At 44.4% G+C, this 14291-nt stretch carries 17 protein-coding genes; 6 read left to right on the top strand and 11 right to left on the bottom strand.

Annotation, left to right across the window (positions count from 1 at the left end):
• Nucleotides 1–59 precede the first annotated feature (59 nt).
• From LC608_RS31200 to LC608_RS31165, 8 genes are all read right to left on the bottom strand, one after another.
• Entirely contained in the window at nt 60–1883 is a 1824-nt protein-coding gene (locus LC608_RS31200; RefSeq protein WP_229557265.1) for a type IV secretory system conjugative DNA transfer family protein, read from the bottom strand.
• Nucleotides 1880–2458: a hypothetical protein gene (locus tag LC608_RS31195; protein ID WP_196528450.1), complete on the bottom strand. Its 579-nt coding sequence runs from the start codon at nt 2456–2458 to the stop codon at nt 1880–1882. The genes LC608_RS31200 and LC608_RS31195 overlap by 4 nt, the downstream gene beginning before the upstream one ends.
• A 71-nt stretch (nt 2459–2529) precedes the next feature.
• Complete coding sequence (locus LC608_RS31190; protein WP_229557264.1) at nt 2530–3201, bottom strand: hypothetical protein; 672 nt, start codon at nt 3199–3201, stop codon at nt 2530–2532.
• Between the two features lie 8 nt (nt 3202–3209).
• The gene (locus LC608_RS31185) at nt 3210–3779 is read right to left on the bottom strand and encodes a hypothetical protein (protein WP_229557263.1); all 570 of its coding nucleotides are present in this window, start codon (nt 3777–3779) and stop codon (nt 3210–3212) included.
• A 137-nt stretch (nt 3780–3916) separates the two neighbouring features.
• The gene (locus tag LC608_RS31180; protein WP_229557262.1) at nt 3917–4192 is read right to left on the bottom strand and encodes a hypothetical protein; all 276 of its coding nucleotides are present in this window, start codon (nt 4190–4192) and stop codon (nt 3917–3919) included.
• Nucleotides 4189–4413: a hypothetical protein gene (locus LC608_RS31175; protein WP_229557261.1), complete on the bottom strand. Its 225-nt coding sequence runs from the start codon at nt 4411–4413 to the stop codon at nt 4189–4191. Before LC608_RS31175 ends, LC608_RS31180 begins: the two co-directional genes overlap by 4 nt.
• The gene (locus tag LC608_RS31170) at nt 4410–4643 is read right to left on the bottom strand and encodes a hypothetical protein (RefSeq protein ID WP_229557260.1); all 234 of its coding nucleotides are present in this window, start codon (nt 4641–4643) and stop codon (nt 4410–4412) included. The genes LC608_RS31175 and LC608_RS31170 overlap by 4 nt, the downstream gene beginning before the upstream one ends.
• Before the next feature lie 3 nt (nt 4644–4646).
• Nucleotides 4647–5762, bottom strand: a complete 1116-nt coding sequence (locus tag LC608_RS31165) for a ParM/StbA family protein (RefSeq protein WP_229557259.1) — start codon at nt 5760–5762, stop codon at nt 4647–4649.
• 222 nt (nt 5763–5984) lie between these two features.
• On the opposite strand from LC608_RS31165, the gene LC608_RS31160 reads away from it, so the two are divergent.
• The 3 genes from LC608_RS31160 (at nt 5985) to LC608_RS31150 (ending at nt 10897) form a co-directional block, all read left to right on the top strand.
• On the top strand, nt 5985–6218 hold the full coding sequence (locus LC608_RS31160; protein WP_185585979.1) for a hypothetical protein: 234 nt from the start codon (nt 5985–5987) through the stop codon (nt 6216–6218).
• Between the two features lie 145 nt (nt 6219–6363).
• On the top strand, nt 6364–7089 hold the full coding sequence (locus LC608_RS31155) for a hypothetical protein (protein WP_190918275.1): 726 nt from the start codon (nt 6364–6366) through the stop codon (nt 7087–7089).
• 259 nt (nt 7090–7348) lie between these two features.
• Complete coding sequence (locus tag LC608_RS31150; RefSeq protein ID WP_229557258.1) at nt 7349–10897, top strand: PriCT-2 domain-containing protein; 3549 nt, start codon at nt 7349–7351, stop codon at nt 10895–10897.
• Here LC608_RS31150 and LC608_RS31145 read toward each other — a convergent pair.
• The gene (locus tag LC608_RS31145; RefSeq protein ID WP_146195946.1) at nt 10837–11079 is read right to left on the bottom strand and encodes a hypothetical protein; all 243 of its coding nucleotides are present in this window, start codon (nt 11077–11079) and stop codon (nt 10837–10839) included. The two genes, LC608_RS31150 and LC608_RS31145, sit on opposite strands and share 61 nt — an antisense overlap.
• A gap of 359 nt (nt 11080–11438) precedes the next feature.
• Here LC608_RS31145 and LC608_RS31135 point away from each other — a divergent pair, with 359 nt between their 5' ends.
• Nucleotides 11439–11591 (top strand): hypothetical protein, encoded by a 153-nt coding sequence (locus LC608_RS31135; protein WP_229557256.1) that lies wholly within the window; start codon nt 11439–11441, stop codon nt 11589–11591.
• 5 nt (nt 11592–11596) lie between these two features.
• On the opposite strand, the gene LC608_RS31130 is transcribed toward LC608_RS31135, so the two are convergent.
• Both LC608_RS31130 and LC608_RS31125 read right to left on the bottom strand, forming a co-directional pair.
• Complete coding sequence (locus tag LC608_RS31130; RefSeq protein WP_229557255.1) at nt 11597–12025, bottom strand: hypothetical protein; 429 nt, start codon at nt 12023–12025, stop codon at nt 11597–11599.
• A gap of 63 nt (nt 12026–12088) precedes the next feature.
• Nucleotides 12089–12523 carry a hypothetical protein gene (locus LC608_RS31125; RefSeq protein ID WP_229557254.1) on the bottom strand — a complete coding sequence of 145 codons (435 nt, stop codon included), beginning with the start codon at nt 12521–12523 and terminating at the stop codon, nt 12089–12091.
• 669 nt (nt 12524–13192) lie between these two features.
• Here LC608_RS31125 and LC608_RS31120 point away from each other — a divergent pair.
• Together LC608_RS31120 and LC608_RS31115 are read left to right on the top strand one after the other, a co-directional pair.
• Nucleotides 13193–13591: a plasmid mobilization relaxosome protein MobC gene (locus LC608_RS31120; protein ID WP_229557253.1), complete on the top strand. Its 399-nt coding sequence runs from the start codon at nt 13193–13195 to the stop codon at nt 13589–13591.
• Nucleotides 13572–14195: a relaxase/mobilization nuclease domain-containing protein gene (locus tag LC608_RS31115; protein ID WP_229557252.1), complete on the top strand. Its 624-nt coding sequence runs from the start codon at nt 13572–13574 to the stop codon at nt 14193–14195. The genes LC608_RS31120 and LC608_RS31115 overlap by 20 nt, the downstream gene beginning before the upstream one ends.
• Nucleotides 14196–14291: the final 96 nt, after the last annotated feature.

Here is a 14291-nt window from a genome sequence, read left to right as displayed (position 1 = left end):
ACACCCATTAAAGCCTGTAAAACATCCCTTGTTATGACCACGGCATCACGGCATTACCTTCACCAATCAGGCAGGGAGTAGCTATCATTACCATCAGAATTTACCTGATCAGTCTTAACTAATTCAGCTAACCCATCAATTAACTCTGGCTCTGAATAACCAGATAACCTGTCTGCTTTCTTCAAATCGCGTAATATTTTTGGGGTTTTAGTCTTGACATTCTGGAAGTATTCATAAATCTTTTTCGCTACTTCAGATAATGGCTTGGGGTGGTGAGGATGAGTAGCAGTTAAATTAAATTCCAGGTCAAATACTCTATCTAAATATTCCTGCTCCGAAGCAATTGAATTGACTTGATTAGAGAATTTAGGCATCAATGCCACAACAAAACCACCAACGGAAGCAATCATAACTGGACGGAGGTTTTGATAAGAGACTGCTTTAATATCCAAGTATTTAGATTTAATTTGCTCCCGCTCTTGCTTACCTGGAATAATGTCACCTCTATTTAAAATCAACTCCAGTACCCCATAAGATTCTTGTTCCCTTCCGTTCTTGATATACCTGTTACCTAACAGCAGTAAATTGAGACACAGCCTCGTTTGAGCATCCATCTTTTCAATGCCCAAAGCCGCCAAATTAAAAGACTGTAGGGAAGCAATAAACTTAGTATTAAACTCTCTACCAATCAGTAAAACATCAAGTAATTTCCCCCCATAATTCCAGTCGGAGTAAAGCTTGCTTAATGAGTCAGCAATCACCAACCAATCATCCAAAATTAGAATTAATGGTGGTAACGATTCGCGCTTTGATTCTGGTAGCTGTTTACGCTTTTTGTAGCTCAGGTAAAAGTTGTCAATTACCTCTTTGGCTAAGTCTGGGTTTTCCTGATCAAAGACAATTACCCGCCCCTTCTCTCGTAAACCGCAGAAACTATCATTCTTAGCACTAATTACCCAAATATCAGCATTCTTGTAATCCGCCAAAATCTTCTGAATTAAGTAATTGAGGGTAACTGATTTACCGCTTCCCGGTGCGGCAACTAAAGCAGTGGAACTATCTGCTCTGGCTAGGGCTTGCAAAGTATTCAGGGCGAGAGCTTCTGATGGGTCAAGGCTACCATTCGTATTTTGTTGTAATGTCTGCTGTTCAGAGGCAGTCACTTTATCGTCACCCCTGGCGATATCCTGCATTGACTGCCCCGGTAATGCGCCGACTGGTTGTCCAGTTGCCTGTTGCAGTTGCACCCGTGCTTCGGCTTCTGCCTTTAACCTGACTTGCTCTTGAAATATGGCTAATTCTTCCGGTGTCATCTTTGATAATTGTGCTGCTCTTAGCCGTCGATTCTCTGACCATTGGTGAAACTCGTAGTCTAGCTGTGCGGTGTAACTTTCCTTGTGGATTCTTAAACCTTCACGAAGCTTGCTGATTAACCAGTTGGCTTTTAGCTCATTCCTCAGTTCGGGTAACATCTGCATCAATCGCCATTCCCTAGCCTTAGACAATGCGAAAGCACCACCTGTGACCACTACTGCGGCTAGACCCCAAAGCGGCTTATCTGGGTTACTTGGTGGAATAATTCTTAATCTCGTTGCTTTGGTAGGCAGGAAGTTATCACGTTGAAACTCTGGGTTAGCTGGTGCATAAGAAGAGGCATAAAACTCCGACTCTGGCATTATGTAACGCTTGTTGGGAGTGCAGTACCTTTGACGGTTAACCGGCTTGGTGAGCTTTTCGGGGATGAAGCAATACTCAACCAAACTAATTTGAGTGCCAGTAAATGACTTTGCCCCGCAAATTAACCCGATGGTTGCCAGCAGCCCTACAGTAATATTGTTCGCTCTTCCTGAACGCAAGTATGACTCGAATTCCTTACGTTTCATTGGTTTGTCCCCCTGACGATTGCTGCAATCACCAACAACACAAAAGCACCTACCCCAATCAAGCCCCAAGGTATTTCACTCTTGGGAGTTGGCTTAACTTCGTAGGTTTTAACCTCCTGATAGAACCGTGTCTTACCTGTATTAGTTGCTTCTGACACTGCCCTATATTCATCAAAGGCAATCCACAACGAAGCCCCTACACTCACCGTCTGAGCAGTGGCTACCATGAAGTCTTTACCAATGTGGATTCTGCCGTCATAGTGAATTTTAGTAAGGGTATCAGCGAAAAATAGCCCTAGTACAATGCTGCTTAAAGTGCCAGAAGCGATCGCCCCAATTCCCAAACTTGTTAGTAGGCTGACTCCAGTGTTAGCGGTGAATACGCCCAAAAATGTAAAGAGTGCTTTGTTGAGGAGTTGTTTGTTACTGAAAACATCTCTAATTGACTGTTCTAGCCGTTCGCCGTCTTCGCTCTCTGGGGTCGGTTTTTCTGAAGTAGTTTCACCCCACATTAACGGTGTGGACTGTTCACTGGTGTTTTGGAACTGCGATAATAGGGAATCAATTTCATTCATGTTTACCTCGCGTGGGTGAAACAGAAAAAGCCAGAGGTATCTTCACCCCTAGCTTTCGACTTACTTATGGCTTAGATGCCCATGAAGTTGCGGAACCACTGCCCTACTCGGCTAATCCCAGCAGTGCGCGAGTAATTAGGCTTTGGTATGCGGTCGGTTTTCGCTTCACTACCGTTTGTCCACAGTGCGCTAGTAACTGCGGTTTCGTATGCCCTATCCGCCGCGTCTTGGGCTTCTGGGACTTTGTTAGAAGCTTTGATTAAATCAGCCTCATATTTTGCGATCGCCATGAGGTCGGCTGTAGCCCCAGATATCTGAATCAAGGATGAGCGTTGCGCGTGACGGGTGGCCTCGGCAGTGGTGGCGTTGACGTGTTCTGCCTGCATCTCGGACATCTCATTTTTGAAACGCTGCTCTCCTGTCTTACTGGTGTTGATAGCTTTCAGGGTTTGCGTACCGTGTTTTTGGGTCAATTGCACCAGTTCGGCATAGGCTTGGTTTACATCGCCTGTGGTTTCAATAATCTTCCGATATGCCTCCAAAGCTTTAGGCAGATTAGCCTTAGCTGTGTCAGACAGTCGCGCCATGTCTGCAATTTTGGTGATTACCGTTTGGTCGCCAAGGAGGGCTTTGTTGAAGTCCGATTCTGAGACATCAAACAGTCTGCCCATTGCTCCTAACGTACCGGGGGCATTATTGGGAATATGGTTTTTGAGTTTTGCTGCTCCAAAATTACGTGCCATTTTATCTCCTAATAAGGGATGTAGTCATAGTCGATATTGCTGGATGATTGGGGCAACTTATCCCAGTAACCCATCTCTTCAAATCGGCTATAAATTCTCGTTGCTAGTTGCCGTATTGGATCATCAAAATCATCAGAGATTAAATCAAATCGCTTAGAGCCAAACGCTAAGATATTTGCAATGTCCGCGTCAATACCATTACCCAAGAATTGACCAAATGCAGCAGAGTATGGATGATCATCAATGGTTTCATGAGTCGCTAGAAATTCAGTCCCGGTAAAGGGTGGGTAATCTTCACTCTCGAATATTGGTGTGGAGAGTGCCTCAATATCCGCCTCAATCATTGCTGCCCATTGTTCAGGATTTTCTGCTTTGAATTGCTGCTTTCTCAGGGCGGAGTCGGTCAGAGGCGATTTGCCCCAATCGTGGGGATTTTTGTAGTGAAGTGTCATGTTAAAATCCTTCTGTACTTTTCGTTTTTTGCGGCGAGAGATACATACCAGAGTGGGGCGATTGCAATGATTGGTCGTCGGTGCAATCGCTTCATCATCAGTTCTCACAAAACTTAACAAGTTCAAAAACCTCCCTCTGCACTTGGTTTTGGTTTAATTCTTTGCGTCTGCCTTTGGAGTCATTGAAAATGAAAGGTGCATTGACTCTAGAGTTAGAAAGGTGGCTATAGCGCAGTTGTTGACCACGGAATTGGTACAAATGATTACGCTGTAAGGCTGTCGTTGAAAGCATAAGTTTGTCCCTCGACTTGGGAGTAGAACTCGATATTTAGAATCGCTTCGTGAATCTCCATCAAGGCTTGAACGGCATCGCCCAGACGCAGGTCATTCGATGTACTGAACCTTTCGGAGGCTTCGATTTGTTTGTAATTGGGAGATGCTTGCACAAACCTTAGAGTCTGTTCACAACCGAGGATGATAGTCATGATTTCGGTTGTTGTTAGCGATGGTTGTGTCTGCATGGTGTCTTGGTCGCTCATGACTTTTTCCCTTTCCTTTGAGCTTTTATCGGTGCGGTTGGGGCTTCTGGTTGAGCAGGTTTTTGAAGTACATAGCTGATTGCCCCTGCACCACCCACGGCTGCGGCGATGGTAAACATATTGTTTCTGCCAAGCTGCTGGACTCCGAAATAGCCAAGGGCTAACGCTGCTGCTGTTGCACCAATGCCTAAAACCGTGTTTCTAAATCTGGATTTGGTCATGCTGCCCCCTTGAAATTAGTGACCATTGCGCTAAGTGCCGATTTATTGGGCTGCGTAGATTGCGGTGTTTCAACTTTGGATGATGCTTGCACACTGCCATGTTGAAAAATCAGCTTCTCTACACCTGCTGATAATGCTTGTGTCGGTGCATCTTGAGGTAAATCAAAAATCTTGCACAATTCAATTACTGCTAAGTAGGAGATGGTTATACGCCGAGATTCGTAATTCATTAATTAAGCTCCTAGAGATATTTGAGTTAATAGTTTCAACCCCAAAGCATTGATGAATTGGGGATTATTCAAGACCACAAAGCCTAAATCGGCTAGGTTCTGATCCACTACTGGCAGAGAAACACCCCCACCCCAGGCGACAAGGTATTTAGCGCGGTCTAGATAATTGCCAGCAGTTACAAAGTTGGCGAATTTCTCAATCCTGTTACTCCACCATTCATCTAGACTTTGGCTGTACTCGGTTTCAAACTTCTTGCCTGTAAGGTGGTTGCCGCCATAAGTAAAAGTTCCTTCGATAATCCCTTGGTTAACGAGATTGGGCGAGTGCTTCACATCCTTGGACAGCAAGCTCACTCGGTCGTTCCGCTTGTCTAGTGCCTCTGCAATCATGCTGTGCAGTTCACCCGCTCCACCTTCAATCAAGTGACGGTCAATTACTGCACCACTGCCGTTAAAGACAGTTACAAGCCACGTTGATGAACCGATATCGAGTGCGATCGCTAATTCTGAGGGGTCAAGTACCAGGGATGCTTCACCGAATAAACAATGGGCAATGCTTCCGAATCCTTCGGGATAAATGCCTGTAACAACAATCTCAACTGTCTTGGTGACAATGGAACGAGTGACAGGGTGCAGATGCTCAAAGGTGTGAGTCCCTTCAACTCTGCGCTTAATCTCAGTTGCCCAGCGTTCTGGGTTGTGGTTGCTCAAACTAATTGAAAGTTTGACCCCATCGAGAATATTCAGAACTGATAAGTCTGCAAGGATGCTTTCTAGTGCCAGTTCTGCTTTTTTCGCTTTATCCTCGTGTAGCAGGGTGTGGTCACTTTGTGCTAGAGCCGCACTGCCCCAGAAAAATTGAACATCTTTTAAGTCCAGGCGTGAACCTTCTACATATCGCACCCATGCCCCATCTTTTGAGATGGTTTCGTGGTGCATGATGTTTCGGTTGCGAACAAGTGAGTATACGGCTGGCATCATGATCGAAAAATCACCGATGATTGCTTTGCCATACCCTGCACCTGAGTCTTTTCCGGCGATAAGGTCAGTTAGCCCTGATTTGGCTAACAAGTCTGCTTGGACGAGCCAATTTTTGGCATTGGAATATATAGCTGTCATGGTTCAGATGATTGGTAAATTCTTGATTTTCCTGGCTTTGCAGAATTTAGAGGCGCTTATCACCTTAAATCCACATATCCAGTTAAGGGCTTGCCATCACTTCGCTTTCCGGCTTCTGTCACCTATGTTATGCGTCGTTTTTTGGCTTGCTAGTGTTATGATAGCATTACTTCATGAAGTAATGAAGTAATGTTTTACTAATTTTCTTGAGGTAATGTCAAAATGTTTTCAGAACAAATAGAAAACAGTGATGTGGTAACAAGACGAGACGATCCAAATTTCACTCAAGTTAGCGGGTACATACCAAAGGAGAAAGCTTTAAACTTTAAAATTGCTTGCACTGCTTTGCAAATAACCCAAAGCGATGCACTAGATGAAGCAATTAGCCTTTGGCTAGCAAATCATGAGCAACCTTCCTCCACACCCAAGGGCAAAAAAGGTAAGGGTACAGCATGACCAAAGAAAGCCAATCAGAAAAAAACGCTCTAAGGGAAATTCTGGCCTATTTACAGAAAGTAGGGCTATTTGCTCAAAATCCAGTGTCAAACATTACTATCAGTAAAGTTCGTATAATTTCACATCATTAATTTTGTTGTCTCCAATGACTACAGTGAAAGACCCACCAACCGATTTTCAACTCCCGCCGCACAACGAACCGGCATTAGAGATGCTTAGGGAGGCGAAAGACTATGCGTCCACTCAAGCTCTAGCGGCTGGTGCTGCTGCGCTGGCTACAGGAGGCATAATTCATCCATTTGGATGGGTTCTTTTTGGATTGGCTTACAAGCCGTTGATACGAATTCAAAAACTTGCGCGGCTGGAAAAATTAACAGCCCTACTTTTGAATGAGTTTAAAAGCCAGGGTATACAAGTCTTTCCAGTGCTAAAGCCCGAAGACAAGAACCCCATCGACTTGTTTATTAGGTTTCCGAGAAAGACACATCTGTTTATTTCCATTCGTTCACGGGGAGATAGTCAGGTGGTCTACAACGAAAAAAGGGAAATTCTACAGGTGAAAAAGAAAGATAAAAATGGTTTAACCACCTGGAAACCCTGCCCATTAGTTGAGCTATCGGATTACGAGAGATGGCTGACTAAAAATAGAGATTTGTTTGGAATGTCCTCGAAAGAGGTAACAAAAACACCGACAGCAAAAGTTTTGGTCTTATGGAGTCCAACTCAGGCAGCATCTGACCACAACCCACATCTTTATTCTGAGATGGGCAGTATGAAAATTCTGGCTCTCAGGAGAAAAGGTACTACGTTTGTAATTCAAGAGGAGGAAGTAACCGAGTTCATCAAGGCTTGGTTAGCCAAGTACGAATAGGCTAAAAGCTGAAAACCCTAAGTCTCGATGAGACAAACGGGCTTTCAATTGGAATTGGGGTATAGGTTTCGCCGCCTAATTAATATCCCTAATAGTAATCTTATCAAACCTTTTTGAGTGTTAAGCAATTGTAACACTGGCTACACAAAAAACGGCAACTCAGGAATTTTATCAAATTCGATTTCTGAACGTTTGTATTAGAAGATTACTTTCGGGATAGCTCCAATTCCTCCAACACACTTCAGGAGGAATAGCTCTCATGTCACCATTACAACAATCTCATAACTCAGTATCGCCGCAATCAGCAGATGCTCAAGGGGCAAATTCTGCTGCTTTGACAAAACTTGAGTTGATTGAGAGTCGCATAATCAAGTTTGCGTTTAACGCTACTGGCACAAACAAAGACTGGGACTTTAAGAAGCTGGCCGGTAACTTCATTGATGTAGAAGGCACTCTAGCCGATGTCCAGCAACACATAAAAGCAGGTCACGCCATCTGTGCCGGACTGCTAGGGGGAAAATGGCGCAGTAAGGCCAATGTCATCGGTTCTCAGTGGCTACTACTCGACATTGATAATTCCGATGTCGCCCGTGATGCTTATGACAAGCCGATTAAAGACGAAAACGGGAATTACATCAAAGTTTACGATCACCAATTAACGATCTCAGAAGCCCTAGCCCATCCCTTCATTAAAAAACACTGTGCTTTAATTTACACTACTGCCAGTCACAGACCAGAGTGGCATAAATTCCGGTTGGTTTTTCTTCTCCCCGAATATGTTCAGGGTGCTGATACTGTAGAAGCTTGTACGCGCTTCCTCATGCAGCAGTTGCCCCATGACCCAGCTTGTAAAGATGCAAGTCGTGTTTTCTACGGTAGTACAGAAGCCGAATTCCCGCTAGTCAACCCTGAAGCCACTTTACCAGCAGAATGGATAAGTGAGGCGATCGCGATCGCGCTGCATGAACGGGAGGAGTATCAGCTAAGAATTCAAGAAATTGAGTCACGGCGTAAAGAGTGGCGTGAGATTTCCCTCACTGAAGGCTGGGACATTGACCAGCTAATCCAGAACGCACTTTCATTCATCCCACCACGTACCCCAGGAAGCGGTAACTATGACGAATGCCGTCAGGTGTTGATGGCGCTGGTTAATCATTATGGGGCAACAGATGCGGAAATCATAGCCGAACAGTGGTCGCCCAGCATCAAGGGTTCAACTTGGAACATCCACGCTAAGATTCGCAGTTTTCGGCGTGGGGGAATCTCAATCGGTACACTGTTTCACATTGCCAAACAGTATGGCTTTCGGTTCCCTAAACGGCAGTATGAATATAACCTCGGCGACCAAGGAGTAATTAGCCGTGAACAGTGGGAACTTGGGCGAGTTAGAGAGGACTTGAGCAGCTTCCAAAATTTATTAAAGCAAGCGATCGCTCCATTTGCTTCGATATTTAAAGGATTTAAAGCCCCACCAACACGCAAGCCCTTACCCGAAATTGACACGCCTTCGCCCAATGTAATTATTTACAAGCCCGGCAATATCCCGTACATAACTGAAGTTAAAGGCAATATCTCTATCTCCTGCCAGCCAGAAGAACATATTACCGCTTGGGTGGAAGCTGTTTCTAAGGGCTGGACACAAATCTTAGATAATTCTCACCCAGGACTAGGTAAGTCTTACAACGCGGGGCAACTGACAGCAAATTTATTTGGCGTTGATAAATTAATTTACCAAGATGCCAACCACAGAAACCCATCTACTCTACCGATTGAGACGAATTTTATTGACTTACCAGTGCGTCACAACGGCTTTAAACTAGATCCCACCCGCAAAACTCCTACTGGTGAGGATTTTAAACTGTGGACTAAAGCGGGTGAGACTGCCGACACTGATGGCAATTGTCACAGAACTTACTTATTTAACGCATTTCGTAACAAGAATTTTAGCAGTTTAGATTTTGAAGAGAGCGGTATTAGTCCCATCTGTGGCGGTTGTTCCCTTAAAAATCAGTGCCGTTTTGCCAGTGGTGACGGTTTTGGATTCCGCTTTCAAAAGCGCACAGCTATTCAAAATTATTCCGAACTCAGAGCGCACCCAGACTCTACACCAGTCACCTTAACTAATGCTGCTGACCAAACTTTCACCGTTGGGCGGTTATGGGAAGAAGCAGGCACACTCATCAAGCCCGTGCGTTCGGTTGATGTGAACCGAGGCGATTTTGAAACTACTGTCGGCAAACTGCTACTGTTAGAACCAAATCTTCTATCACAGCTGCAACCTGCCCTCTTAGTTTTACACCAACTGCTTACTCAGCAAATTAAACCCACTGACCGCTACGGCTTTGATGATGCCAGCATCCGTGGGCTGCTGCCCCCTTTCCCCACAGGCTTAGATATCGAAGCCATTCGCCAAGCCTCAGAACCTGATTTAACTTTCTTAGAAGACTTGGACTCAATTGATATTACCCAAGATAAACAACTCAAAAAAAGTTCTGCGGCTCGTTATGCTGCCAAAAAGGTAGTTAAAGACAGCGCACGAACGGCAGGCAGGGAGTTTCTTGACTTGCCTAATTACTGGTTGCCTGACTTTCTGGAAGCTTGGAAAGGTGATGGTAGTTTTCAATCTCAATGGGGTGTACTCAGCATTTACCGCCGAAATCCCAAACATACTGAATTGGCCAAATCTGCCAAATTTAATATTTACCTTGATGCCACTTTCAAATCTCACAAGTTGAAATTGAAACTGGGCATCAATGATCCTGTGTTAACCATTGAGCAACAACGCCCTGACTACGACAATTTAAAAGTGGTCAACGTTACTGGGCTGGGTAAACTGCCCAAAAATCGCTCTCTGACACTTAGCGCTCGTGTTAATGCCCTCAAAGAAACCTTGAAAAAACTCTGCCCCAACCTTGGCATTATCGATTGGAAACAGATTGCAACCCAAGCCGAAGGCCGCACAGAATACGGTCACTTTGTCGATGGTCGTGGTGTTAATCGGTTTAGTGAGTGTGATGCGATCGCAAGTTTCGGCATTCCCTACCAGAACATCGGTGTTTTAGCCGCACAATATCAGGTGATGACTGGGGAACCAGTCAACCTGGAAGATAAAAACAGCGCTTTCCAAAAGTATCTCACAGACCTGATCCATGCAGAAATCATCCAAGAGATTGGGCGATTACGCGCTCATCGTCGCTCCAATGTGGAGCTAACATTCTACTTCTGCGCTGACTATGATTTGGGTTTCCTTGATCGTGAATTACCAGGAGTTAAATTAGAGAGTGTTGATGCCTGCGACTTCTGCATTGAAGCTGGTAGCCGCGACCAGCAGACCGGACACGCTATAGTCAACGCTTTCACGCACCTTTGGCAGTCACAGCAGAAAATTGGACAAAAGGCGATCGCTAAAATTGCTGAAATCTCCCAAGCTTGGGTGAGCCGATTTACCCAGAGATGGGGTGGCTGGCAGCACTTTAAAAAATTATTACTCTTGCTATTAGATAGTCTTAATAGCGGTAGTAATAAAAATTTGGCTGACTTAGACGACGATGAAAAGTGGTTAGCCCGTACATACTTCCCGATGTTGATTGATGAATCGGAGTCATTACCAGATCACCTGTTAGAGTCAATGGCAGAAGTTGCCCAAGTTTTTGGTACTAGGGCGATGCGGCGAGTTTTACACTTCTGCACGCCCCAAGTTAGGGCTTCACTGCTGATGATTGTACTGAGTTGTCTGCCCACTGAAGTTTACTCAATTTCAGTTTCTTCAATCTCTGGGTCACTCGCAGAACCTGCGCTATCACCTTGAACAGTCATAAGAACTGATTCCAGACGATAACCAGCTTCCCGGATGTAATATCCAGCTGCACCCACGTCTTCAAACACGTTGTCAAATTGGGGATGAGTTGACGGAAAAATCTTTCTCAGGCGTGAGCTGATTCCTGAGAGTTCTTGCTGAATTGCGATTAGTTCTTGAGTATCATCATCCATACTTATTTACCACAAAGATAGCTGTCCCGGTGAAACATTTGATTTTCCACCTCTGTGGTATAAAAGGTGACAAGCACTACAAAGAGCTATAAGGTTGCTTCTGTGGTTATTTGCTGGGTTTCTGTCCCAATGATGAACCTGTAGCGTATACACTCTGCGTTTTGAGCGTGTTAAATGTGATGTTTTTTCACCAGGGGCTATACAGTGTAACCCGCACTTTTGACAACGCCACTGGGCTTGTTGCTTAACGTCCGTGGCAATTTCTGACCAATTATCTGGGTATAGAGAATAGGTGAATGTCATCAGTCTAATTAAACTAAAGCTTTGAGAATTGTAATGCTTCTAGGGCTAGGCTACGTTTGAAAAAATTATTACTTCTGCTATTAGATAGTCTTAATAGCGGTAGTAATAAAAATTTGGCTGACTTAGACGAGGATGAAAAGTGGTTAGCCCGTACATACTTCCCGATGTTGATTGCTGAATCAGAATCATCACCAGTACCCAACTGCTAATTTATTCAGTCAGATTCAAAGTCGATCAGAACAGCATCGGCCTGAAACATTTCGTCTCTAGCTTTTAAACCAATATCTCGACGGATCAGGTCTAGAATTTCTAGACCTGTGCGTTGGCTGTTGGGGTAGGGAGTCCAGATGGCGTTGACTGTAATTTGAGTACCGACTAAGAATGTGTTGACTGCGCCGATAAAATACTCACCATCGGCATAATCTAAGCGAACAAGGTAAACACGAGTTTTGCCAGCATAGTGAGCATTTTTAATGTCAGAGGCGGTTTGATAATCGGGATGTGATTCAGTCAAGTAGGTGATTTTAGGTTTGTTGGGATGATTAAATCCTTCGGATTTACCCAAATTGGGGTCTGACTTTTTAAATCCTTCGGATTTACCCCAATTGGGGTCTGAATTCTTGCGCCTTTTAGCTTCTCCCATATTGATTCCTATTATGTGGCTAACTTGACCCGTTCAAAGACTAAAACTAGGATGCCATTGTTTCTATGTTGTTGCTGCCTCTACTGTAAGTAGTTGTTTTTTGCTCTTGCCCAGAGTACTCTTTCCATCCGATTCTGATGCCTCACTGCTGGCAATAACTGCTTGCTGATTTTCAGTAACAGGACTTGATGATGTACTATTATCCTCGCTTGGTTCTGCCTTGTGACGGCGACGACTGCTTTTCTTCAACTCACCGATTAAATATTTGATTCTGCTGCCAGCCAAATTAATACCCAGACCCTTCAGCATTTCTGAAACTTCGTCGTAAGTGTAGCCGTACTTATCAGAGGTCAGCTTCTCAATGTACTGTCTCATTTTCCTAATGGCCTCTCTGTCCGATACATCTTCTCGCTCTTTCGGCTTCTGTTCTTTCAGCAGATTGATGGCCTTATCAATCTTCTGTTTCGTAATTATTTCTGAATTCTGATGTTCACTCATGGTTATCTCGTGAATCCCGATTAACTGATAATTATCGGCTATTTGAAATAATTTGTACCAATTTATTTTCAAAATGCTAAAAAAAATTGACGATTGCGGCGTAGCCGAATTACCTTTTCGTATTACAGCTACGCCGAACTATTTTTTCATGTGGTAGCTTCGCTGGTAGTCTTATTCAAGCTAATGCTAAAAAATCGGGCTATTACAGCTACGCTGAATTTAAAATCTTACTTAAAACAGCTACGCTGAATTATCGTTTCGCATTACAGCTACGCTGAACTATTATTTTGTGTGCCAGCTACGCTGAATCAGAGAATTTTCATATAGCGGCTACGCCATTTGTACCGACTCTGTAGCGGCTACACCGAACCAGAATTTATCTCCTGCTTGATTTGATTCAAATTCCGGCTACGCCGTTGCTATCCTCCCCTGTAAGTTGTAGGATGATCAGCAGCACGGCTACGCCTTTATACTCCTGCCTTTAGCCCCCTGCTTTATCCTCCGTACAGCCGTAGCATTTGACACCTCGCCTACCCCGAAAATGGGCTAGAAGCCAGCCATGCCTTAAAGCTTACGCTTTACCTCGCTCCGCTCGGACGGCAAAGCTGGTTTAGGGGGGTAAAACCCCCCTAAAAACCCCCCTCGCAATGTCCCTCAATCTCTCGATTTATGGCCAACCGCAAGCAGTCTAAAGCTCTAGTCCGAAAGCATATTTTTCCAGTGAGATTAAGTGATATCGAATTGGATCTGCTGCGAATAAAATCACTTGACGCGGGGATGTCAGCAAGTGAACTAATGAGGCGTAATGCATTGATGCGACCACTGCCTAAACGACTGAGTAAAATTAGCTTGCAAACATATTGGGAATTAGGACAAATCGGGAACAACCTCAACCAGCTTGTAAAGGCAACTAACACAGCCCTAAAAATTGGGCGAACTTTACCTGCTGATCCAAAACTACTAAGAGAACTTTTAGAACTGCTGCATCGGTGCAGACGGGACATTGCCTCGGATGATATTGAAGACGAAGATTCGGAAGAGGAAGAGGATGATTGGGAAGCAGACTAAAGGCAGAGGTTTTCGTAAGCTGTTGGATTATTTAGAATCCCGTGAAGATGCCAAACTCATCGGCGGCAATATGAGCGGGAGAAATGCCCGTGAATTGGCGCGGGAGTTTAAACTGTCTCGACAACTAAATTCAGATGCAGACCGAGTTGTTTACCATGTCTCGCTGTCAGCAGCTAAAGACGATAAATTAGATGATGAAAAGTGGAGTGAGATTGGCGATCGCTACATGAAGGAGATGGGTTTTGATGCCAATCAGTTTGTCATCTTCCGCCACCATAACACCGACGACGACCACATCCACATTGCAGCCAGCAGAATCAGGATGGATACAGGGCTAGTAGTCCATGATTCCTGGGATTATGTGCGCTCGGAGAAAGTGCTGCGACAGATTGAAATTGACTATAATTTGGTGCAAGTCCAGGGCAGTAGAGAGAAACTACAACGCACACCCAGCACCGGACAAATCAGGCGCATAAGGCGAGAGCAAGAAGAATATGAACTAGGTAAACTTGAGCGGCCACCAGGACGCACTATTAAAGAGGAACTTCAGCAGACAATTGATAGGGCCAGAGTCAATACTGCTCGGTTAAGGGAAAATAGATAACGGAATAAATCATAATTTGTTCGCGTGTAATCTACGAGAACAAAAACAACTAAAAAGGTTGCTTGTACCTGAAGGCACTCTCGAAAAATTTAATTG

It is taken from the genome of Nostoc sp. XA010 (assembly GCF_020829625.1).
Taxonomy (GTDB): Bacteria; Cyanobacteriota; Cyanobacteriia; order Cyanobacteriales; family Nostocaceae; genus Nostoc.
This window is presented reverse-complemented; position numbering and strand designations above follow the sequence as displayed.

What these genes read in the sequence shown, in the direction of transcription:
- LC608_RS31180 (WP_229557262.1), bottom strand. Translation starts at nt 4,192, where the DNA reads ATGAGCGACCAAGACACCATGCAGACACAACCATCGCTAACAACAACC.
- LC608_RS31125 (WP_229557254.1), bottom strand. Translation starts at nt 12,523, where the DNA reads ATGAGTGAACATCAGAATTCAGAAATAATTACGAAACAGAAGATTGAT.
- LC608_RS31130 (WP_229557255.1), bottom strand. Translation starts at nt 12,025, where the DNA reads ATGGGAGAAGCTAAAAGGCGCAAGAATTCAGACCCCAATTGGGGTAAA.
- LC608_RS31155 (WP_190918275.1), top strand. Translation starts at nt 6,364, where the DNA reads ATGACTACAGTGAAAGACCCACCAACCGATTTTCAACTCCCGCCGCAC.
- LC608_RS31200 (WP_229557265.1), bottom strand. Translation starts at nt 1,883, where the DNA reads ATGAAACGTAAGGAATTCGAGTCATACTTGCGTTCAGGAAGAGCGAAC.
- LC608_RS31145 (WP_146195946.1), bottom strand. Translation starts at nt 11,079, where the DNA reads ATGGATGATGATACTCAAGAACTAATCGCAATTCAGCAAGAACTCTCA.
- LC608_RS31165 (WP_229557259.1), bottom strand. Translation starts at nt 5,762, where the DNA reads ATGACAGCTATATATTCCAATGCCAAAAATTGGCTCGTCCAAGCAGAC.
- LC608_RS31170 (WP_229557260.1), bottom strand. Translation starts at nt 4,643, where the DNA reads ATGAATTACGAATCTCGGCGTATAACCATCTCCTACTTAGCAGTAATT.
- LC608_RS31150 (WP_229557258.1), top strand. Translation starts at nt 7,349, where the DNA reads ATGTCACCATTACAACAATCTCATAACTCAGTATCGCCGCAATCAGCA.
- LC608_RS31160 (WP_185585979.1), top strand. Translation starts at nt 5,985, where the DNA reads ATGTTTTCAGAACAAATAGAAAACAGTGATGTGGTAACAAGACGAGAC.
- LC608_RS31175 (WP_229557261.1), bottom strand. Translation starts at nt 4,413, where the DNA reads ATGACCAAATCCAGATTTAGAAACACGGTTTTAGGCATTGGTGCAACA.
- LC608_RS31195 (WP_196528450.1), bottom strand. Translation starts at nt 2,458, where the DNA reads ATGAATGAAATTGATTCCCTATTATCGCAGTTCCAAAACACCAGTGAA.
- LC608_RS31190 (WP_229557264.1), bottom strand. Translation starts at nt 3,201, where the DNA reads ATGGCACGTAATTTTGGAGCAGCAAAACTCAAAAACCATATTCCCAAT.
- LC608_RS31120 (WP_229557253.1), top strand. Translation starts at nt 13,193, where the DNA reads ATGGCCAACCGCAAGCAGTCTAAAGCTCTAGTCCGAAAGCATATTTTT.
- LC608_RS31115 (WP_229557252.1), top strand. Translation starts at nt 13,572, where the DNA reads ATGATTGGGAAGCAGACTAAAGGCAGAGGTTTTCGTAAGCTGTTGGAT.